The following is a 21,199-nucleotide window of genomic DNA, read 5'->3' on the forward strand; positions in this document are numbered from 1 at the left end:
TCTCCCAGAAGCGTTTTCTCAATCGCTGATTGTGCAAACAATCATACTGATGAACTTTACAGCAATCCAGCCGAAACTTTGCGGCAGACTCTACCTCCCTTTCCTTAGTCCTGGTAGTACCAAGACGTTACAACCAATCCAACCCATCTATCACATAACAAACTGAGCGTAACGGAAAGGTGTGCAAATAGCGTCTAGTAATACCTGAGCCACTCTTCTCATAACCAACTACCTGTTGCAGGTGTGCCAGGTTGCCAACCCAACCAGCTAAATAGCCAGAAATCATCATATGCCGAAAGCTATGCACCAATCGCCGCTGCCCATAATCATCAAGATAAGGAATGCCAAGCTGATCTCGAACATCTGCTAAGACCTTGCCGATCTTCGGCATGTTTTGCCAGAGACAGGGGAAAAGATTTTCTCTTTCCATTGTCGATTAACGAAATCAAGAAAACCCCACTCGATCAGTTTGGGATGGATTGCCACCTGCCTTGTAGCGTTCTCGGTTTTACCCTGCCCTCCTTCCGCGATCAGGAGTAGTGCCGCTGGCTATCTTCATCAAATTTGATCTGTGATTTCTCCAGCCTGGCGATCTCCCCTCTTCTGGCTCCCGTATACGCCAACAACAAGGTGATCCATTTCTGCCAGCCATCAGGCTGCTTGAGCGCCCACCCTACAAACTTTCTCATTTCTGCTGCACTGTAAGCTCCAAACCTCGCTTTCGACGGTGCGGCGACTACTCCATCTGTCGGAGACTTCTCCAGAATATCTTTATTATCAGTCAGGAAGGTTTTGAAGAGCGATTTGTAAATCTTTAAATGCTTGTGGATAGACTCACCGCAAACCAAATCTTCAGGTGGCACATCATCACACTCGATCAATTGCTGAACCGTCATTGACCGATAAGGCTGCACTACACGCTTAGGCAAGTTTTCAACAACTTCCATCACCTGCTTAATGTCCTGCTTGGTGATCGTCATTACATTTGTAGATGCGCCCAAGACAATCAGCAGAACTTCCATAAAGCGTTCATTGGCCTGCGAGATTCCCTTCGTCCAATTCCGGGCCTTCTCCTTTTTGTACATATTCCAAGCGCCAGCCAGCGTTAGCACTTCTTTTGGTTCACCTTGCTCTTCTTGCTCTGCAACGATGGCAGAGGTGACCACCTCCCGATACTCCTGCACAACTAGCGGCTGGGGTTTACGGAAGTCGTCATTAAAAAATTGCTGGGTTAACCAATTTTCATTCTGTTGCTTTAAGTGGTTGCCGTATTCAGACAGGCGATCCCCAAACTGGTTCGGGTGGATGACTCCACGCTGAACCAGAGGAATCACAGGAGAAGCAAAAGACATGAGCAACTGCGCCTGGGTGTGGCTGTCAGTCTCCAGTGATTTGCGGAAATATTTATTACCGGTCAGGCGGAAACGAACGTAATAAATCCCGTTGCGTGTGGTGGTGTGGCGTATGGTTCTGTGGCCCATTCTGAAAGCCTCATTGAGTAATGAACTATCAAAACAGGACGTTAAATCTAGAAATTTCTTTTGATTTTCAATGGATAACGGCCAGACTACGCTGGCATTATCCAGATCAGGTAATACGGGTATTTCTCAGCCCATCTATGATGGGGCACCCCGAGTCATTTAGCGTAAATATCTGCTGGTGCCAGATTAGAGGAAGAGGCTTGCCAACACAAGCATATGTAGCTGGTATTACTCCTTCATAAGCAGTAGCAGCTCACATGCCGCGAGGCGGATTGTCGCCTGCTGCCAGAAACAGGTACAAAGTCATTTGATGTAGTAAAATCATCTGTAAATCGGTTATAGCTCTCTTATTCCCATTTGTATGGTCACTTTCTATTGTTAATTAGGAAAATATCATGCTAGACCTCTGCTTAGGGTACTTAAAAGAAAGGATGAACCAGTCAATAAAGAATGTTTTTGATTTATCAAATGATTTAGTAATTGTCTCACCGCCTGTAGATCTGGATGGTTCTAAATCACACGAAATACAAAACAAGGTCCTCATTTTCATTAGCAATATCGAAAAAGACACGTTTTCCAAAAGTTACCGTCCGGACAACAATAGCAACAGAACAACCCTCTCTTCGAAACCACTTTTTATCACGCTGACGGTTACCATCGCCGCTAATTTTAGCTCTGCCCATTATTCAGATGGGTTAAAAGTCCTGTCGCACTTACTGGCATTCTTCAACCGCAACAGCAATTTCACCCACCAAAACGCCCCTGATTTACCTGAAAGTATTGAACAAATTAACATGGAGCTGGAATCCATACCGGGAGAGCAATTAAACCATATGTGGGGTGTATTCGGCTCACACTACCTGCCATCATGCGTTTACCGGGTGAGAGCACTGGTACCAGACAGTGAAGCAATTCTGTCCCAGGTGGGCAACATTCATATTTCCAATACAGACATCACCAAAAGGGATAACTAAATGGCAGACTATCAATCCATCTTAAGCATTAAAGTGCAGCATGAGTATTACAATTCATTTAAAGATGAACTGGCACCTTTTGATATCATTGCGGATGAAAATACAGAAATTTTATTCAGGCAATACGGTATTCTGGTGAAATCCAGACCAGGAACCATACAACTTGTGGTGGATGCAGAATCATTTACCGATTTAGCTGCTTTAACCCAAGAGTTTAATCTGATGTTTTACCTCGTAAGTACCGACTCTGTAGTCAGAAGCATTACCGGGATGCCGAATGCATTTGATATTGCTAGTATAAATGCTGAGTTTACACAGGGAAACTCCATGCAGATCAGTGTTGACAACTGGATTAATTGTGACCAACTCAATGAGTTCACACAACATCAAGGAACAACCATTTATAATAAAAATTTCATCGGGATACTTAGCATTCACATCCCAAAAAAGTTATTTAACTTAGATAAAAAAACCATCACTCTTCAATTCAACACCATATCAACTTACTGGAAATATTATCTTTGCTCATTAAATTCCACAGCCAATATCAACATAGCGGGCTCATCTGGTATAGCCAGTTCGTTTACTGAACAGGCCAATGAACAGATCTTAAATCAAACTGCACGGGTTTTTATTTCAGACCACCGAATACCCTTAATGAAAGTATGTGCAGAATCTTTTTCATTGTTAAGTGACAAGAAAACAATTGTTAAGTTACTTCCACTTCCTGATGCAAATAATACCTCAATACAACTTATTGATGGTAGCATGCGTTTAACTTCTCATATCTATGTGGCCTGTAACTAACATTTTTTATAACCAAAAAATCATAGAATAGATACCAGGGAAAGCAGGCATTGAGTCGGCACACACCATTGAAACCGAATGGCTCAACTCAGGGGAAACCACTATTTAACGCGGAAATCATTATATCTCACTGTATTTATTTAATAATTTCATTACTGATTTGGTGTTCTGGCAACAGAATAATCATCATTGACCAACCCACAGCTAAAGTTCTGGCAGAAGCATGTAAATCTCGCCGCCCGCCAACATTCCCCAGTAAAACCCGGTCAATATTGCCTGCCAGATAACAAAAAAATGAACCACAGGGTATTATTAAAAAATTCCAAAACCTGATTAGATTTTATTGTCAATCGGAGTTGACAGAAAACTGAGCAGACGCTATACCATGATTGTCAATAGTAAAATACTCTTAACTTGCCTGAATGCCTTTCTTAACAGTGTATTTCACAGTGTGTTTTCCTGTGTGTTAATCATGGGCATGGTTGCCAATCAATTACATGAAGGTCCAAACTATGGGCGTAATGAAAACACCTGGCGTATATATTGTTGAGAAGAATGCATTTCCAAACTCTGTTGTGGAAGTGGCTACTGCAGTACCCGCATTTATTGGATATACAGAAAAAGCGGATAACGGTGGCAAATCGCTAAGCAATCAAGGGTGGCGTATTACTTCAATGTCAGAGTATCGGCAATATTTTGGCGGGGAGCCTCAACATACATTCGAAATAGCAGAGGTACCTGAAAACCCCGATACCAATATCAGAGAGGCATTTAAACAGGCAGGAAAAGCTTACCAAATAACCCAGTCGAATACCCGCCATCACCTTTACTACAGTATGTTACTTTTTTTTCAAAATGGCGGCGGCCCTTGCTATATCGTATCAGTAGGTAGCTACGCCGATGATATCGATGCAGATGTATTAAAAAACGGTATTTTGCCTCTCATTAAAGAGGCAGAGCCCACCATGCTGCTCATACCGGAAGCAATACAATTGAAAGAAGATGACTGTATCAACGTTGAGCAAGCCATGTTGGGGCACTGTGGCGGAAAAATGAAAAACCGTGTCGCAATTTTAGATATTTGGAACGGTTACAGAGACCGCCAGCATCCCGATGGTGACTGTGTTGAAAATTTCCGGTCTAAGCTTGGTATTAACTATCTCGATTATGCTTCTGCCTACTACCCCTGGCTCAATACATCAATTGTGCAAGACAGTGATGTGAGTTTTCGCAATGTCAGCAATATAGATAAACTGGTCGAACTCCTGAATGCCGAAGTTGCCGCCATGTTCAGTGATTTAGATGGTCTTTCCCCGGAAGAGCTCAGTACGGGAAGTAACAAGTTAAGAGCGACACGCAAACAAGGCATGCTGGACGAAATTACTAAGTTAAGCGGCGCAATATCCAGTTCGGATGCCGTTCTGCTGCATAAAACGCTTTCAAACATGAGCCCGTTATATCAAACCATTATGGCGGACATCAAATTCCAGCAAAATATCCTGCCACCATCGGCTGCTATGGCGGGTATTTACACCATGGTGGACAACTCCCGTGGAGTATGGAAGGCACCCGCGAATGTCAGTGTTAATGCAGTGGTCTCACCAACCGTAAATATCAGCGACGATGAACAAGAAGATTTAAACGTGACAACCCAGGGAAAATCGATTAATGCCATCAGGCCATTCATTGGCGAAGGTACATTAGTCTGGGGTGCAAGAACGCTTGATGGCAATAGCCTGGACTGGCGTTATATCAACGTCCGGCGCACGATGATTATGCTGGAAGAATCTATCAAGCTCGCTTCAAAAGCCTATGTTTTTGAGCCCAATGTCGCCAACACCTGGGTGTCTATGGAAAGTATGCTGGGTAACTTTCTGTATGGTATCTGGAAACGCGGTGGTCTGGCAGGGGCGATTCCGGCTGATGCCTATAATGTTAGTGTGGGTCTGGGTAAGACAATGACTTCCAACGATATCTTAGAAGGTATTCTGCGTATTACCGTGCTGGTAGCGATTGTCCGACCTGCAGAATTTATCGAAATCACCTTCCAGCAGAAGATGCAGGAATCGTAGATGCGTACCTGATGTCTGTATTTGGTTAGCATTTAATTTCGGCGAATATAACGTGGTTAGTTATTTAGGAGAGCCCCATGGCAGACGATGGTTCAGCACAATCCCAAACTGTATGGCCCATGCCCAAATTTCATTTTGAAGTGAAATGGGACGGTGGTGCAGGCGCAGGAATGGTTTCCGCATTTCAGGAAGTATCAGGGCTTGATTCGGAAGCACAACCCATTGAATATCGCGCAGGTAATAGCCCGGTATTCTCAACTATAAAAATGCCCGGTTTGATAAAAAGCGGTAACGTCACGCTTAAGAAAGGTATTTTTAAAAGTGATAATAAATTCTACGAGTGGTATGCAAAGATCAAAATGAATACCATCGCCCGAACTGCCGTCACAATAAATTTGTTAGATGAAGGCGGCAAGCCAGTAATGAGTTGGAAATTAAAAAATGCCTGGCCAACTAAAGTCACGGGTACTGACTTAAAATCAGATGGCAATGAAGTTGCGGTTGAAACCATTGAGCTCGCCCATGAAGGATTAGAAATCTCCGTGTGATTTCTATCACTAAGCAAGGGCTTACCCGTACTCCAGAGGCAGGACTTATTATCCCGAACGAGTGAATAGTGAAATTATGGAAAAAACCATGGGAGCAACTCAAGGTGATGGCGACTGGCCTCTTCCTGCTTTCTACTTTAGTGTTTCCATCAGTGGGTGTGCCGGTGATACAGCTTTTCAGGAGGTGTCCGGGTTAGAATTCAGTATAGAAACTGAAGACTATTTTGAAGGCGGTAATAACTTAGCTTACCACTTACCGAAATCAATCAAAAATAGCAACCTGACATTAAAAAGAGCGGTAACTGAAAAGACATCTAAGTTACTCACCTGGTGTCTGGGTATTTTAGATGATCAGTTTTCCAAACCGATCCCGACGAAAAGCGTGTCGATTAATTTACTAAATGAAAATGGTGTTACCTGTAAAAGCTGGACAGCATCAAATGCATACCCGGTAAAATTGAAGATGGAACCTTTTAATTCAACAAAAAATGACATCGCAATAGAAGAAATTGAAATTTGCTTTAACCATCTGAAAAGGAACTTATAACTGTGCCATTAGAGATAAGACAACTGGTCATTAAATCAAAAACAATAAGCGACGATAGTAAAGATGACTATGCGGATACTTATAATCCGGACCAGGCTTCAGACCAGAGCCCGGTAGAGAAAAGTATTGTTTATCAGCTTATTGGTGCTTCTGACGAATTAAGAGAAAGGTGAGTGAATTACGTTGAGGACATAGGGAATGGAAAGAATTATAATAAAATCAGTTACATCAAAAGGAAGTGTCGCACAAACATTCTCAGCCACGCTGAATCCTAATAGTGTTAAACATGTTTATGGTATTTCTTATACAAATACAGGATTACAACAACAGGGTGATATCTCGCCAAAGACAGCTTTTAAAGGATATCAAAGCGAAAAACTCGACTTTCAGTTGCTGCTGGACGGAACCGGAGTTACGGGTAAAACAAGCACTGCAACCGTGCAGAAGCAACTTGCAACACTGAAAAAAGTGGTTTACGCATACAATGGCGAACAGCATGAACCCTACCCGGTAGTAATAACATGGGGATCATCGGTAAACTTCAGAGGCCGCTTAACATCTATAAATGTAGATTACTCACTCTTTGATTCTTCTGGCAATCCATTACGTGCCACAGTAGCACTTAGCTTTACTAAATTTTTAACCCAAAAAGAGAAACAGGCATTAAAGAAACAGTCTTCACCTGACCTGACTCATATTATTGAATTTAAAGCCGGGGATACTCTCCCCATGTTATGTTATAAAATTTATAATGACAGTAGTTATTACCTTGAGGTTGCACGCGCTAATAACCTAATCAGTAGCAGGCAAATAGAGCCGGGCACCAAACTGTACTTTCCACCACTTGCGTAGCTATCAGGCTTATTATGGCAATATCTCCTTCATCCAATAGCACTGGCGTAACAACCTTTACCATTAAGGTTAATGGTAATGCAATTGACAGTTCTATTGGCATTATATCAATTCATATCCATTACAAAATAAATCATATCGCATCTGCAGAGATAACTATTAGCGACGGTGATATAGCCTCGCAGAAATTTGATGTCAGCGATGCAGAAACCTTTAAACCAGGTTCAACCATTTCTATTTCTGCAGGGTATGAAAGTGATGAAAAGAACATTTTCGACGGAATTATTATTGGTCATGGTATAGAAATAGCATCTGATAACAGCACATGCCTTAATATTGTTTGTAAAGATCAGGCGATTGCGATGACGATCGCCAAACATAGTCAGTGTTTTCTTGCAAAGTCTGACAGCAATATAATCAGTAGCCTTCTTGCCAATTACTCCAGTCTGACAAGTTCCGTAGGGAGTATTACTGATACCCATGCTGAGTTGGTTCAGTTCAACAGCACTGACTGGGATTTTATTCTCACTCGTGCTGAAGCAAACGGTTTTGTTGTCACCAATCAATCCAATAAAGTGACCGTCAATAAGCCTTCGGTAAGTGGTTCAGCTGCGCTCATTGTCACATATGGAACTGATTTAATGTCATTTTCAGCAAAAGTGGACGCACGAAATCAATTGAGTAGTGTAACGGCAACCGCATGGGATTCTACCAAACAAGATATGGTTACAGGCACAGGCCCGGTTCAATCTATTTCGGGTCAGGGTAATTTCACCAGCCAGGATTTAGCTAAAGTATTGGGTATCAGTGATTATACGTTGCAAACTGCGTCAACCATCAGTTCAGACTCGCTCACGAGCTGGGCTAATGGCCAGCAAGTGAAAGCAATGCTGAGCAAAGTACGCGGAAATGTCACTTTTCAGGGAAACGCAGACGCCAAAATTGACAGTTTAATTGAACTGGCTGGGGTTGGAGAACGTTATAATGGAACACACTATATTGGCGGTATTCACCACCGTATTGAAAAAGGCCAGTGGATTACCACGGCGGAACTGGGAATATCACCAATGTGGTCGGCAGAGCACCGTGACATTGGCGCACCACCTGCCTCGGGGTATTTACCTCCTGTTGATGGCCTGCAAATCGGGGTGGTAACTAAATTAGATGAAGACCCGGATTCAAATTACCGGGTTCAAATTAAAATACCCATATTAAATAGTGAAGCTAATTTAATATGGGCACGCTTAGCATCCTACTATGCATCTTCTGGCTATGGTAATTTTTTCATACCAGAAGTAGGAGACGAAGTTATTGTGGGCTGTATCAATCAGGACCCTGGCAATCCAATTATTCTGGGCTCACTGTACAGTAGTAAAAATAAGATGCCAGAGGATCTAACGGCTGAAAACTACATCAAGAGCATCGTAACCAAAAGCAAGCTGAAAGTTATATTTGATGATGAGAATATTGTGATGACGTTACAAACACCTAATGGCAATTCCATCGTGTTAAGCGATAAAGGTAAATCAATCACTCTGACTGATCAAAACAGTAACTCAATTAGCTTAGGGGAAAGTGGTATTAGTATAACCAGTAGTAAAGATATCACTATCACAGCGAAGAACTCTGTCAGCGTTGAATCCACCAGTAATACAACCATCAAGGCTACTGGTGATGCACAAATATCAGGTCTTAATGTTTCAGCACAAGCCAATACGGGGTTAACGTTGAAAGGAAATGCAACGGCTGAACTATCCTGTTCGGGGATAACGACCATTAAAGGTGCGCTGGTTAAAATTAACTAACTGTTTCACAGCGGAGTTAACTTATGCCTTTTGCAGCGAGAATTACCGACTTACAAATCTGCCCAATGGCAACCCCCGGGCTTCCCCCAGTGCCTCATGTTGGTGGCCCCATCATAGGACCTGGGGTACCAACTGTATTAATAGCCAACCTTCCGGCTGCAGTCCTTGGTGATAACTGCACCTGCGTGGGGCCACCCTCTACCATCATTAAAGGTTCAGCTACCGTAATGATTGGCGGCAAACCGGCTGCCCGAATGGGAGACACAACAAACCATGGGGGAACCATCACTTTAGGGTGCCCCACTGTCATTATTGGCGGTTAAACCCCAAAAGGATGCACGCAATTTATGGCAAACGACAACGCGTTTTTAGGGACCGGCTGGGCATTTCCACCCAGATTTGATGGTCCAAATCATGACGTGGTCATGAGCTCTGATATTGAGGATATTGAACAGAGCTTAACAATTTTACTCTCCACAACCCCCGGAGAGCGACCCATGGTGCCTGATTTTGGCTGCCGAATTAATCAATTTGTATTTGAAGAACTCACGCAGACAGTACTGACGCAACTGGAGTCCGAAATTCGTCTGGCAATTTTATTTTTCGAATCACGTATCAATGTGGAGGATATCTATATTTTACCAGAGCAGATTTCGGGGAAATTACTCATTCAAATAGACTTTAGTGTTATCACCACCAATACGCGTAGCAACATGGTTTATCCATTCTATTTAAACGAAGGCACATTGATATCCTCTCAATTACTGCCACTACCTGATAAATGGGATAAAGCATAATGACATCCCGACAGCAGCGGCTGGATGATGCAATTAATGCATCTATGGTTAAACCACACGAGCTGAGTTTTGAACAGTTAATTTCCTGGGCGCAACAATTTGCTCAGCAGTTACCCTTTCGTAACCAGCGAGATCAGATTGAGGGTGACTGGGGAAGTTTATTTCAAAAAAGCGAAATTGTGGTATGTGCTGCAATATCAACCAGTAGTATCCAGCAGATTCAGGCACAGTTTAAACATGCCATGGGCCAGAGTGAAGTCGTTACTGCTGAATTTCTGTTTGTCCTGCTAAAACGGTTACAGGCATGGTATCAGCACCTGCCTTCTACCCCAGATATAGCATACCAGTTTAGGTACTATTTACTGCATGAATATCAATATCACCTTTCACTGCCACTTAGCCTGATGGTTAGCCGGTTGCCAGAGCAATTCAGGCACAATGTGCAAGAGCTGGATGAGTTATGGAAACTTGACCAACAAAAATTAGCTACTGCATCTCGTGCGTTGCAACATGATAGTTTTATTGACCACATGCGCCATTGCTTTGCAAAAATAGTCTATGTCATCAAACAAATAAAAAAACACAGCCAGAAGGTATTACAAACTGCATTAATGCACCAGGATAACGCCCCACAACAGGCACTCTACTTTTCTTTTCTGAAATTATTTAAGCTGGCTCAAAAAAAACTCAATACTTTTACTGAAAGACACTTGCAGTTTTATTACCAACAAGTTCTGCAACAAGAAAAAAAACCTGCGGAAGATAATTCCATATTTCTTAAGCTGTCATTAAACAGCCAAACTAAAAATACGATTAAGTTTGATCATGGAGCCGAATTCAGCCCTGGTGATGCTCCTGACTTTAGTCCAATCATTTATCGCAGCTGCTACCCGATTGAGATTACCAATGCCGAAGTATCGCATGTCTTCAACCTCACATTACAGCGTGACCCATTAGTTTCGCCCGAAAAAGAGACTGGTTTAGTGTGCGGAGTTAGTGGGCAAAAACTAAAAGTAACAGCGAACGCAACGGGTGATAACTTCCCATTTGAACAACGCTTCAATATATTTAGCAATAAGCACAAACATGGTAATAACACACAACCAATGGGGCTTATAATTACTGACCCAATATTTTCCATGCAGCAAGGGAACCGTGTTATTAATATAGTGTTCCACCTCAAAGAGGTGCGCTCCAACATTATTTCTCAAGAATTACTGGCGGTTAGTGAAAATACTACAGAAGTATTAACAAGAGTTTTCAGTCTGTTACTCAACGTGCATGCACATCTGTTCGAAGATTGGGTAACCAGAATAAATGCCAGTAGCCTGGTAAAACAAGTTTCGGCAGAACAACTCAACGAGTTACAAAAATTAAAGCAGTCACAGAGAGTTTGGGTAGCTTATAAATTATTTTACTCACAGCTTGTACATTTTATTTGTTCAACGACAGATAAAGGCGAGCAATATGGTTTAGCTAAAATTGATTTCCTGTTTCGTGTTATTGGGCAGATAACAAGCCGGCGCTGTCTTTACAATGTTCCCTGGTTAACCGAAGCTGATATCAGTGAAATCCTCACTACTATAGAGCCACTTCTTACCGAAGAACCAACCGCTTACACCACCATAAAGGAGTTACTCAGTTACTCTCCCATTGCCGCTTTTTATCAACTCTTTCAGGGGGTATTTCAGATTGATGTTTCAACCGAAAATGGCTGGGAAACACTCACTGACGTAGAGATTAATCCTTGCGAGTCACATGAATGCAAAATTGGATTAAAGGTAAAATGCAATATTGATACTGGCTTTAAGCCTGTCATTCCTGTGGACGACAGTTTGCCACACAGCGCTTCACTAAAAATCACCCTGAAGCGGCAAAGTAATTGTTTCCCTTATGCAATATTCCGGGATTTTGAATTAGCAAAACTCGCAATAACAACTCAAGTGGCTGGGGTTACACAGATGCAGTTGTTTAACCCTGAAGGACAAGTGGACTCTGCACAACCCTTCTTCTTGTTTGGTTCACTCCCTTATATTGATGCTTACGCGGTAATTGCTAATGAAGAGATTGCCAGAAAAACTGTCAGCCAATTATCTCTGCACCTTGATTGGGGTGACTTGCCGCGGGGTTCAGATGGTTTTCAACAGTACTACGCTCAGTACCCTTACCATTACACTAATGCAAGTTTCCAGGTCACTCCGGAAGTGCTCAAAAATGGGCAATGGACTGAATTCGGCCCATCTCAATTACCCTTATTTACGCCCGGGAGTGGTGTGCTTCACCATGGTAGAGTTTTTCGGTTTACTAACATGAATAACTGTTATACCCCCGTTACCCATAGCTGGCCAAAAACACCTTACAGTAATCAGTCTGGCTTACGTAATGGGCTGTTTAAATTAAGGCTGACTGGCCCGGAATACGCATTTGGCCATAAAGATTATGCCCCTTTATTGAGTGACATACTGACTCATAACGTCACAAAGAAGCGTAAGAAGTCACTCCCCAACCCACCTTACACACCATTAGTTACCCATATTTCTATAGATTATTCGGCAGAGTCAACAATTGACTTAATCAGTGCCAGTGACGATAACGCAATGCAAAGCAAAGTCGTTCATTTGCATCCTTTCGGTGAAAGGGTTATTTATCCGCGCGCGCAAACTCGCCAGCTTATGTGGCCACGATTCTTTCCCAATTATAAGGAGGACAGTCACTGCTTCATTGGCATCACCGCCACAGAACTATCAGGCTATTTAAACCTGTTCTTTGTATTTGATGGAAGCTCAAAACTATTGATGCCTTATCCGTCAACTTCCTATACCTGGTATTATCTGGTTGATAATGAATGGCATGCATTTAATCCTAACCAAATCATTCACGATACCACTCTCAACTTTCTTACTACCGGTATTGTTACCTTAGATATCCCGAGCGAAATTAATACCGGGCACAGCGTAATGCCATCGGGTTTGTTCTGGTTACGTGTCAGTACAAATAAAGGGGTTGACCATTACCCTGACTGCCTGCATGTTGCCACGCATGTGGTGACCGTGGCTGGCAAAGGTGCGCCCCTGTCTGCGGACGGTGTCACTGTAATGCCTTTTTCTGCATGGCGCAGCACACCACGCAAGGCCAATTTGGCAACCATTGCCCAATTAAATGCAATGAAAAAAACACCTGAAATAGAAAGTGATCACGCATTTCAGGTACGCGTAAGCGAAAGTTTACGCCATAAAGGTAAAGCCTTAACTCCCTGGGATTATGAACATCTGGTTCTGGAAAACTTCCCTGAAGTAGGATCCGTACACTGTTTTCCCACACGAACATTTTCTTCACAGTGCCCGGTGCCCGGACATGTACTCATTATCGTCACCCCGTTACATACCACTTGCGACCACTCGCCTTGTATACCAAAACAACTGGATTCATCTTATCTTCTCAATATTCGGCGTTTTCTACTCGCCATTTCACGCCCGCAAGTACAAATAGAAGTACGGAATCCTGGATACGAAAAAATCCAGATTAGATGCAAAGTCACCTTAAAAGAAGGTGTGAATCATGGCCCCGTATTGCGCAGGCTCGAATATGCCATAAAAACACAATTGTGCCCCTGGGAGCAGAATACGCTTAATACTGGTTTAGGATTCTGCTTATCACTCGAAAAGCTGAGTGCTTTTATACGCAGGCAAGAAGATGTTGTTGAGGTCAGTGCGTTATCAGCCCTGAAAATCAGCGTGGATGACGATACTGACTATACATTGCTCGATAGTGCGGTAAATAGCCACCCCATCCGCGCGGCTTATCCATGGTATTTATTGATTCCTGTGGAGCATCACTACATTCAAATTTCCCCCGATAACCTTATTCATGACCCCGTGGCCGTTGGTATTGGTGAATTGGTGATCGGTGAACAGTTTATTGTCAGTACATCAACGACTTCGAATCAAAAAGGGACGAAAAAATAATGTCAAAACGTAATCGAAGTACGCTTAAGAACTATTTTCGTCATGGAACTATGCCGTCAGCGGAGCATTTTTCTGACTTGATTGATTCCTGTGTCAACCAAATTGACGAGGGGTTTATCAAGCCCCCAGAAACGGGGCTTCAGCTTAGAGCATTAGACCAGAAGCATCTGTTGAGCTTTTATCAACAAAATAGCCCTGATACCCCGCTATGGCATGTTGGGTTTGCCCCTCAGGATATTAATCTGCACATTTTTGCAAACCCAGAAGCCGATATAACAGATGATAACCCGGACAATACCGCGACAACACAGGCTATCAATCTCGCACTAACCCCTCAAGGTAATGTGGGAATCAATACAGCAACCCCGAAACAAACTCTCGATGTCAATGGCACCGTTGCTTCGCAAGGAAGAATGGGCACCACACTCATTGAAACTCCTGTCCCAGCCGATGGTGAATGGCACGACATTACTCCTGAGCTGGAAGGGTGCCATATGTTAGAAGTGGTGGCGGGAATTGGTATCCGACACAGTGGACGTTATGCGCTGGTTCATGCTGTCGCCATTAATACCTGTGCCCCTAACAAGCACTGGTGGCAATGGCAGGATAAAAACCCCATTCATATGACGCAGGCTTACTTCCACTCTTCTGCAGATAAGATTCAATTACGCTGGCGGCAAAAAAACCATAAAGGCACAGTACGCCCCTATTTTTTACAAATTCGCACCAATACATCTTTTGGTGAAAATCAAATTATCCAGTACCACATTACGCACTTATGGAATGACCAATTTATGCAGCGCTGCCAACAAACGGCTGCGGAGGATTAATCTGACGAATGTCTAAGACTATTTCGAAAAAACGCCATGGTGATAACCCGAATAGTTTTGAACATCTTTATCAACTTGGCCTGACGTATATCCAGCAGCTGAGTGGTCATATATGGACTGACTACAATACGCATGATCCAGGTATGACTATCCTGGAGCAGGTTTGCTATACCCTGACGGACTTGATTTACCGGTGTGAGTTTGATGTCGCTGACTACCTGAGCGACACCTCCGGGAATATTGATTATCCGGCACATGGGTTAGCGTTAGCACAAGATATCATCCCGGCCTGCCCACAGCAGCCTGAGGAATACGAAGCATGGCTATTAACCCGGCTTCCTGAGCTCGACAAAGTGTGGTTTCGCTGGAGTGAAAACGCTCCGGGGCTTGGTATTTACACAATTAACGCCCAACTTAACCACTTTTACGCATTAAGCCAGTACCGTTCTGATGCCGGCAGCCATTCGTTTTATACCCAGCAACATGCCGCCCTCAGCCATATTCGCCGTGAGTTCTATCGTGTTCGTGCTCCAGGTGAAGACCTGGCAGATATTGCGTTAACCGGGCAGCGCCCCCTGACACTTACTGCAACCATTCATATTAGCGATGATGTTACTGATGTCACCTGGCTTACTGCCAACCTCTACCACCGGATCAGCCTGTGGCTGGAATCGACTGTCCAGAACACACCTGTTTATGTGGTAAAAGAAGCGCTGCTCGCCGAAGATGGCATTCAACAAATCGGGCAACTGCAATTTACCCAATACAACGATAATGCAGGCCACAGCACACCCATTCCTGTTGAAAATATTGCGCCCTTTTCTTATTTGAAACTGCCGGAGTCTGCGGCTGATTCCGGTATTGAGATAATCCAGTTTCAGCACCCGGTGAATATCGACTACGCAGATCTTGCTATTCAACTTGAACAGATCCAATACTTGCGGCGTGCAGAACGGCTCAACACCACCAACGCGCCCATTCTGCCCGCGGGGCGCTATTTTGATTTCAGCCGTTATGAATCTATTCAAACCCTCTTCCCCAGAAACTACCATCTGGCACCGGGAATACCGAATCATTACAACGCGCAACAACAAGCTCAGCGCCATCAGCTACGCGGTTTTTTACTGCTGTTTGACCAACTCATGGCCAATTTCTGTGATGACATAGCAGGGTTAAACACACTGTTTTCGTTGTCATTAGACTCAGAAGCAACCTACCACACGCATCTGTTACAGGATGATGAGTTTCATAATATTGACCAGCATTATCCGCAAAATGCCCGTGCCCGGCTGGAGCACCTGCGCAAGAAATTTGATGATTACCCGGAGAGAAAAAACCGCATTTTTAATTATTTTCTTGCGCTTTACAGTGAGCGTTTTCCGGATTTTCTACACCGCCAGTTTAACCCTTATTTTTCTGCCGAAGAGGTGGAAAAACAGCTGTTGAAATATAAACAGGCTTTTATCCTGAATATAACCACGATGACTAATGGCCGGGGGCTTGGTGATAATTTACTCCAGCCAGAGCACCAGGGCGGTTACAGCCAGCGCCTTTCGTTACTCATTGGGCTGTTTCCTCATGCGCTTTCACCTCTGGGCTACACCCATGCCATTACTCAGCATGCACTGGACCTGGTACCCAATGAACCCTGGTGCCAGAGTGATATTGGCAAGAAAATAGTGCAATTGCTCCCCCCCGAAATACTGGCAAGCCTGCAACCTGTGGCGGATAACAACACGCAAGAAGGCGTGGATGAGGAGCAGGCCCGGAAAATGAAGTTAGCCATGCCCCTGTTCAGTGCGCAGACACTGCCCGACGTATTGCTGCAATTGGGTATTGATAACCGCAGGTACCGCCTGCTTCACCGTGCGGAACATAGTGATTACCAACTGTTTTTTAATGCCAGCGGTGAAGACCCACAGCAGTGGTTATATATTGCCAGCCACAATAACAAACAACAGCTCACTCAGTTTTGCCACCAACTACAACGCTGGCTGATTCAGTTAAACCAAAACAGTGAAGGGCTGTATATTGTCGAACCTATTTTACTGCGTACCGAGGAAAATAACGCGTCATGGCGCGATTACGCCAACCGGGTAACGGTGGTATTTCCCGGCTACACCGCGCGCTTTAGTAACCTGAAGTTTCGTGAACAGGTTGAGCAATTAGTCATTGAAAACAGCCCGGCACACCTGCTGGTTCAGTGTCAGTGGCTTGATTTCTCTGCGTTCAGCCAATTTGAAACGCTGTATACCAGGTGGCGGCAGGCCAAATCCAGAGCATTGCAACGCAGAGAAAACCAACCGGAATGCGATGCCATTGCCAAACAGTTATATCCGCTGATTCAACCCCCTCAGGATGCAACAAATGAGGCGTTGAAGATATGAACCAATTGCACAAGATTAATCAGGCCAGTATCGAATTCGACTTCACTGAATTTTCAGATGCGGAGACTTTTGAGTTGCGCGCCGCTCAGTGGGTCACCCAACAATTACTTCCGGTAATTGAAACGATATTCGATGATGTGTGTCCTGAGCATCAAACCCTGGTTATCGACACACTGACACTCGACCTAGGTGAATTTAACTCAACAACGTTTTACACACAGGCACCTGAAAAACTCAAATATCTGCTACAAGAAAAACTGCGCGCTCAACTCCGAACAGCTACACAGAATTCCTCCAGTCTATGGACCACGAGCGCAAAAACAGGGGATAACCAGGCACACCCTGAACCCAATACAATGGTGGTGTTAAGCCAGCAGCAACTGCGCTGGAGTGAACTCTGGCAGTTCCTCAACACGGGCATTCTGCCGTGGACTTCCAGGGGTGAACAGTCACTGGAGTCACTCGGCCTGGTTAATGAATTGACCGGCCATATCGCGCAATTCATTCATGCACTCAATAATGCACGCCAGCCTGAACAGATACTACGCCGGGTGGTTCTGCAATTTCCCGCCTCCTGCATTGAGGCTTTATTTGCGTCGTTAACAACCGCGTATCAGTGGGAAATAATGACGTTTTTATTAACGCACCCCAAAAGCCTGACAGGTGAATTACACACTCGCCTGGCACAGGCCTGGTACTCTCAATTTATACAGTTGTTAGCGCAGCACAATTTAATGCCCCTTCGCCCTTATTGGGCAAAAATTATGCGCCAGTTTGCTCCACAACTGATTAACGCTCTCTGGCAACGTCACACAGACAACCAACTGCCCGGCAACCTGGTGCGCGATTTGAATGAAACTGAGCGCCTGTTACTGCTGAGCGTACTGACGCCGCAAGAATATCCTTTTCTGGCCGCAATATTGCAATCACCTGATTTGTGGAAAAAAACGAGCCAGCCTGGCAACAGGCGGCCCGCACACCCGCTCGCACAGGTCACAAACGCCGGTGAGCCCAACACGGCATTACCCCCATCACAAGTTCACCAGCAGGTGTGGCTTTTTACACTCCACTACCTGCTGGTTGACCGCGGCAGTGCATTCAATCGCCAAAGTTATATGTCCGGCCTGATTATCCATATGGCAAACGCACAAAATCAAAGCGCGGATACCCTGCTGGCATCGTTGATTTCCGCAATAAGCAACACCACCACAGACAGCACACTGCAAGGGCAATTACTGGATTTACTCCTGACTATTCAGCCCACAATGACTTCTCATGCAGGGTCAAAACCGCCGGAACCAGCCGAAACAATTTTACCCATTTCAGCAATTCAGGAGACAGACAGTGATAACACAAACCAGCCAATAAACGCTGACCAGTTGCACCATATCAATGAACTGGTGGTTGCGCTCTGTTCAGGTACTGAAAACCAACTTCTGCAGTTTTGGCCCGGCAATTCGCAAACATTCGCGGCCTTACTACGTTGGTGCGGGCAACTTGATAATGTGCGCCGCCACTGGTCTGAAACATACCCGGATAAAACCTTACTGGCGTTAGTGGACGTACTGGAGCCCCTTGCAACTCTGGCTGTACGTATTCTGGTTGTGGAAAAACGCCTGTTGGCAGTGAGTCAACCTGCCACCACGTCAGAGCGTGCTGCAGATGTTCGTTTATGGCGCTACACCTTCGCTTTTCTTATTGTGGAAAAAAGTGGCGCGTTTAACCAAAAGAGTTATCTCCAGTACGTAATACAGAGGATGGCAGCCCGGCTAAATGTCTCTTACACCAGCCTGTTAGCTGCGATGCTGGAAAACATAGCCACTGCCGGTGGATTCTTTCTCCCGGGCACGACAATACGCAATGTTCTGGAAGAGCTTGTTGTGGCAACTCACCCGCAAACTACAACAGACAACAGTGGTGAGCACTCATCTCTTCTGTATTCATTACCGCAGCCGGATTCTCTCACAGTTACACAACTGGCTGATATTGAGGACATCATCGCCACGCTGCAACGGGGTGAGCAACCCTTGTTGGGCAGTCACATTAACCCGTGGAGACATGATTATGGCCAGCACCTGCCACAAATTATTCGCCAACAAGGGTGTAACCCTTCATTGTTGAAGCACTGGGTAACCCATTTCGCTGATTCAGCCTTATTCACCATTACCGCCATCCTCAACCCTCATGCCACAGAGACAGTACGCAGACTTATTGATGAGCGCCAAACAATAGACACAGCCATTCAGCATGCGTCAGGCCAGGCTGGCTCAACCCATGCCCGCAACGCGTTATGGGAGTTGACGCTACATTATTTAATTAGCCGCCGTGGTAGTGAATTTAATCAGTACCAATTTTTACTCAGCATTACCGAACTGCTTTCCGCCCGTTACCAAATTAATGCTGAGGTATTAATTAATGAATGGCTGAAGCTGAGTGGTCGTGGTTTCTTGTGGCGCCAACAGTTGACTGCGCTTGCCACATATCACAAACACCCACCTGTAGCAGCGCCTCAACTGCTCGGGGAGATTCAATCCGCCACGCAAACGGTCTTAAGTGAGCAACAGAGAACCCTGTTACAACACTATGCCACTATCAACGCCACCAGGCTGGCAACACAATTGCAAACCTGGAATACGGCGCAGCTGGCACGCATGGTAAACCTCATGCAACCGCAGCTAAGTGAGCGTGTCATTGTTCTGCTGCCTTTGCTGCTGTCCATCGTTCATGAATTTAAACTGGCTCCTCACTGGTTTTATCAACGGTTGTTAAGCGCCGACTGCCCCACAACACCCGAACAATGGTTGCAACGTTTATTGCACCAGATAAACAAGTACACGGCATCGCAAGACCTGGCGCATTATCACCAACTTGTACAATGCGTTCTCAGTAGTAATGACATTCATCAGGATCTGGCTGAGCGCCATCGGTGGTTATATAGCATTGCCCCCGAAGAAGACATCCGGGATAAGTTACAACAGTGGCTCGATAGTAAAGCGCCAGTTCCTGAACAGGCTTTACGGGCCTGCTTAGCGTCTTCGGCTGCATACAAACAGCCTTTGATACACTGGTTAAAGCGTATGCTGACCAACCCGCCCGTTCTACAACGCTGGCTTGATGCGTTGTCACCCGAAACGCATCAGGCACTGTTGTTACCTACTGTCACCAGCGCCACCCTCTCATTACTGGCGTTACGCCATGCGTTTTGCCAACTTTTTGAATCCCCAAAACAGGGGGAACGGCTGTTCTGGCAAACGCTTTATCGCCAGTTGTGGTTTAAAGGCGTCACATTGTCCGGCAGCGCATTAATCAACCACTTGCTGATTGAGTTAAACCAACTATGGGTCACTCACCCGGAGCAGGGAAAAGCATTACCCTCCGCCAAAGTGGCCGGGCTGATTGAACGTTTATTGCCATCAGTATCGTCTGCCTCTTTGCGAAATACATTAACCCAAATTGCGCGCCAGACTGAGCCTCGCACACCAGAAATACCGCTATCAGTGGCGCAATTAAATCACCAGCAACCAGAAATTAAACAGCTGGTTGATGCTCTTGAAATACCCGGCAAAACGGTGAAGAAAAGCCCGGCATTTCTCCGGGAAAAGCCCCGGGACGACGCACAAGCATGCAAGGAACCGGTGACCATACACAATGCGGGGTTAGTCATTGCATCTACCTGGATCCCGGTTTTATTCCAGCGGATAGCGCTTACTGACGGGAATAAATTTGTTGATATTCAGGCCCAATACCAGGGGCTGTTCTGCCTGCAGTGGATGACAAACCATACCAACAACGCGCCTGAATACCAGTTACTGCTGAATAAAGTTTTGTGCGGCATTGCGCCATCCTGGCCTGTACCGCAACAAGTCCCTTTACCAGATGGGGCAGAAACCGTTATCGACGGTTTGCTCACCGCCATCATCGCCCACTGGAAGGTCTTAGGAAACACCTCGATAAGTGGGTTGCAATCTACCTTTATTCAACGTGAAGGTCTGCTCACTTTCACCCCCAAACACTGGCAACTGAATATCATCCCAGGCACGTTTGACATGCTGCTCGACCACCTGCCCTGGCGTTATCAGACCATTAAATACCCCTGGATGGACAAACCCCTGTTTGTTTCATGGCGTTAAGGAC

At 44.9% G+C, this 21,199-nt stretch carries 14 protein-coding genes, 1 pseudogene and 1 riboswitch; of the genes and pseudogenes, 14 read left to right on the plus strand and 1 reads right to left on the minus strand.

Going from position 1 to position 21,199, the window contains the following annotated elements; all coding sequences use genetic code 11:
- Window positions 1–127: 127 nt before the first annotated feature.
- Window positions 128–1,481: pseudogene (locus MPHASIOC01_RS11795) on the minus strand (integrase).
- Window positions 1,482–1,547: 66 nt separating this feature from the next.
- Window positions 1,548–1,644, minus strand: a riboswitch (TPP riboswitch).
- 232 nt (window positions 1,645–1,876) lie between these two features.
- Here MPHASIOC01_RS11795 and MPHASIOC01_RS11800 point away from each other — a divergent pair.
- From MPHASIOC01_RS11800 to MPHASIOC01_RS11865, 14 genes are all read left to right on the plus strand, one after another.
- Window positions 1,877–2,455: a DUF4255 domain-containing protein gene (locus tag MPHASIOC01_RS11800; protein WP_353614696.1), complete on the plus strand. Its 579-nt coding sequence runs from the start codon at window positions 1,877–1,879 to the stop codon at window positions 2,453–2,455.
- Window positions 2,456–3,262 carry a hypothetical protein gene (locus MPHASIOC01_RS11805; RefSeq protein ID WP_353614697.1) on the plus strand — a complete coding sequence of 269 codons (807 nt, stop codon included), beginning with the start codon at window positions 2,456–2,458 and terminating at the stop codon, window positions 3,260–3,262.
- Window positions 3,263–3,774: 512 nt separating this feature from the next.
- The gene (locus MPHASIOC01_RS11810; RefSeq protein ID WP_353614698.1) at window positions 3,775–5,334 is read left to right on the plus strand and encodes a phage tail sheath C-terminal domain-containing protein; all 1,560 of its coding nucleotides are present in this window, start codon (window positions 3,775–3,777) and stop codon (window positions 5,332–5,334) included.
- Window positions 5,335–5,411: 77 nt separating this feature from the next.
- Window positions 5,412–5,882: a phage tail protein gene (locus MPHASIOC01_RS11815; RefSeq protein WP_036114928.1), complete on the plus strand. Its 471-nt coding sequence runs from the start codon at window positions 5,412–5,414 to the stop codon at window positions 5,880–5,882.
- Between the two features lie 88 nt (window positions 5,883–5,970).
- Complete coding sequence (locus tag MPHASIOC01_RS11820; RefSeq protein ID WP_064595527.1) at window positions 5,971–6,429, plus strand: phage tail protein; 459 nt, start codon at window positions 5,971–5,973, stop codon at window positions 6,427–6,429.
- A 2-nt stretch (window positions 6,430–6,431) separates the two neighbouring features.
- Entirely contained in the window at window positions 6,432–6,602 is a 171-nt protein-coding gene (locus tag MPHASIOC01_RS11825) for a hypothetical protein (protein ID WP_353614699.1), read from the plus strand.
- A 25-nt stretch (window positions 6,603–6,627) separates the two neighbouring features.
- Window positions 6,628–7,281 (plus strand): hypothetical protein, encoded by a 654-nt coding sequence (locus tag MPHASIOC01_RS11830; RefSeq protein ID WP_064594888.1) that lies wholly within the window; start codon window positions 6,628–6,630, stop codon window positions 7,279–7,281.
- A gap of 14 nt (window positions 7,282–7,295) precedes the next feature.
- Window positions 7,296–9,086 carry a type VI secretion system tip protein VgrG gene (gene vgrG / locus MPHASIOC01_RS11835; protein WP_353614700.1) on the plus strand — a complete coding sequence of 597 codons (1,791 nt, stop codon included), beginning with the start codon at window positions 7,296–7,298 and terminating at the stop codon, window positions 9,084–9,086.
- Between the two features lie 23 nt (window positions 9,087–9,109).
- Window positions 9,110–9,409 (plus strand): PAAR domain-containing protein, encoded by a 300-nt coding sequence (locus MPHASIOC01_RS11840; protein ID WP_353614701.1) that lies wholly within the window; start codon window positions 9,110–9,112, stop codon window positions 9,407–9,409.
- 24 nt (window positions 9,410–9,433) lie between these two features.
- Entirely contained in the window at window positions 9,434–9,883 is a 450-nt protein-coding gene (locus tag MPHASIOC01_RS11845) for a GPW/gp25 family protein (protein WP_064594891.1), read from the plus strand.
- Complete coding sequence (locus MPHASIOC01_RS11850) at window positions 9,883–13,848, plus strand: hypothetical protein (RefSeq protein ID WP_353614702.1); 3,966 nt, start codon at window positions 9,883–9,885, stop codon at window positions 13,846–13,848. Before MPHASIOC01_RS11845 ends, MPHASIOC01_RS11850 begins: the two co-directional genes overlap by 1 nt.
- Window positions 13,848–14,678: a hypothetical protein gene (locus MPHASIOC01_RS11855; protein ID WP_353614703.1), complete on the plus strand. Its 831-nt coding sequence runs from the start codon at window positions 13,848–13,850 to the stop codon at window positions 14,676–14,678. Before MPHASIOC01_RS11850 ends, MPHASIOC01_RS11855 begins: the two co-directional genes overlap by 1 nt.
- Window positions 14,679–14,686: 8 nt before the next feature.
- Complete coding sequence (locus MPHASIOC01_RS11860; protein WP_064594896.1) at window positions 14,687–17,065, plus strand: hypothetical protein; 2,379 nt, start codon at window positions 14,687–14,689, stop codon at window positions 17,063–17,065.
- Window positions 17,062–21,195 carry a contractile injection system tape measure protein gene (locus tag MPHASIOC01_RS11865; protein ID WP_353614704.1) on the plus strand — a complete coding sequence of 1,378 codons (4,134 nt, stop codon included), beginning with the start codon at window positions 17,062–17,064 and terminating at the stop codon, window positions 21,193–21,195. The genes MPHASIOC01_RS11860 and MPHASIOC01_RS11865 overlap by 4 nt, the downstream gene beginning before the upstream one ends.
- The last annotated feature ends 4 nt before the right edge of the window (window positions 21,196–21,199 follow it).

Source organism: Mangrovibacter phragmitis, from assembly GCF_040429585.1.
In the GTDB taxonomy this organism is placed as follows: Bacteria; Pseudomonadota; Gammaproteobacteria; order Enterobacterales; family Enterobacteriaceae; genus Mangrovibacter; species Mangrovibacter phragmitis.

Bases quoted from the DNA above. Each gene is read 5' to 3' on its own strand.
- MPHASIOC01_RS11855 (WP_353614703.1), top strand. From the start codon at position 13,848: ATGTCAAAACGTAATCGAAGTACGCTTAAGAACTATTTTCGTCATGGA.
- MPHASIOC01_RS11840 (WP_353614701.1), top strand. From the start codon at position 9,110: ATGCCTTTTGCAGCGAGAATTACCGACTTACAAATCTGCCCAATGGCA.
- vgrG (WP_353614700.1), top strand. From the start codon at position 7,296: ATGGCAATATCTCCTTCATCCAATAGCACTGGCGTAACAACCTTTACC.
- MPHASIOC01_RS11860 (WP_064594896.1), top strand. From the start codon at position 14,687: ATGTCTAAGACTATTTCGAAAAAACGCCATGGTGATAACCCGAATAGT.
- MPHASIOC01_RS11865 (WP_353614704.1), top strand. From the start codon at position 17,062: ATGAACCAATTGCACAAGATTAATCAGGCCAGTATCGAATTCGACTTC.
- MPHASIOC01_RS11845 (WP_064594891.1), top strand. From the start codon at position 9,434: ATGGCAAACGACAACGCGTTTTTAGGGACCGGCTGGGCATTTCCACCC.
- MPHASIOC01_RS11800 (WP_353614696.1), top strand. From the start codon at position 1,877: ATGCTAGACCTCTGCTTAGGGTACTTAAAAGAAAGGATGAACCAGTCA.
- MPHASIOC01_RS11805 (WP_353614697.1), top strand. From the start codon at position 2,456: ATGGCAGACTATCAATCCATCTTAAGCATTAAAGTGCAGCATGAGTAT.
- MPHASIOC01_RS11850 (WP_353614702.1), top strand. From the start codon at position 9,883: ATGACATCCCGACAGCAGCGGCTGGATGATGCAATTAATGCATCTATG.
- MPHASIOC01_RS11820 (WP_064595527.1), top strand. From the start codon at position 5,971: ATGGGAGCAACTCAAGGTGATGGCGACTGGCCTCTTCCTGCTTTCTAC.
- MPHASIOC01_RS11810 (WP_353614698.1), top strand. From the start codon at position 3,775: ATGGGCGTAATGAAAACACCTGGCGTATATATTGTTGAGAAGAATGCA.
- MPHASIOC01_RS11815 (WP_036114928.1), top strand. From the start codon at position 5,412: ATGGCAGACGATGGTTCAGCACAATCCCAAACTGTATGGCCCATGCCC.
- MPHASIOC01_RS11830 (WP_064594888.1), top strand. From the start codon at position 6,628: ATGGAAAGAATTATAATAAAATCAGTTACATCAAAAGGAAGTGTCGCA.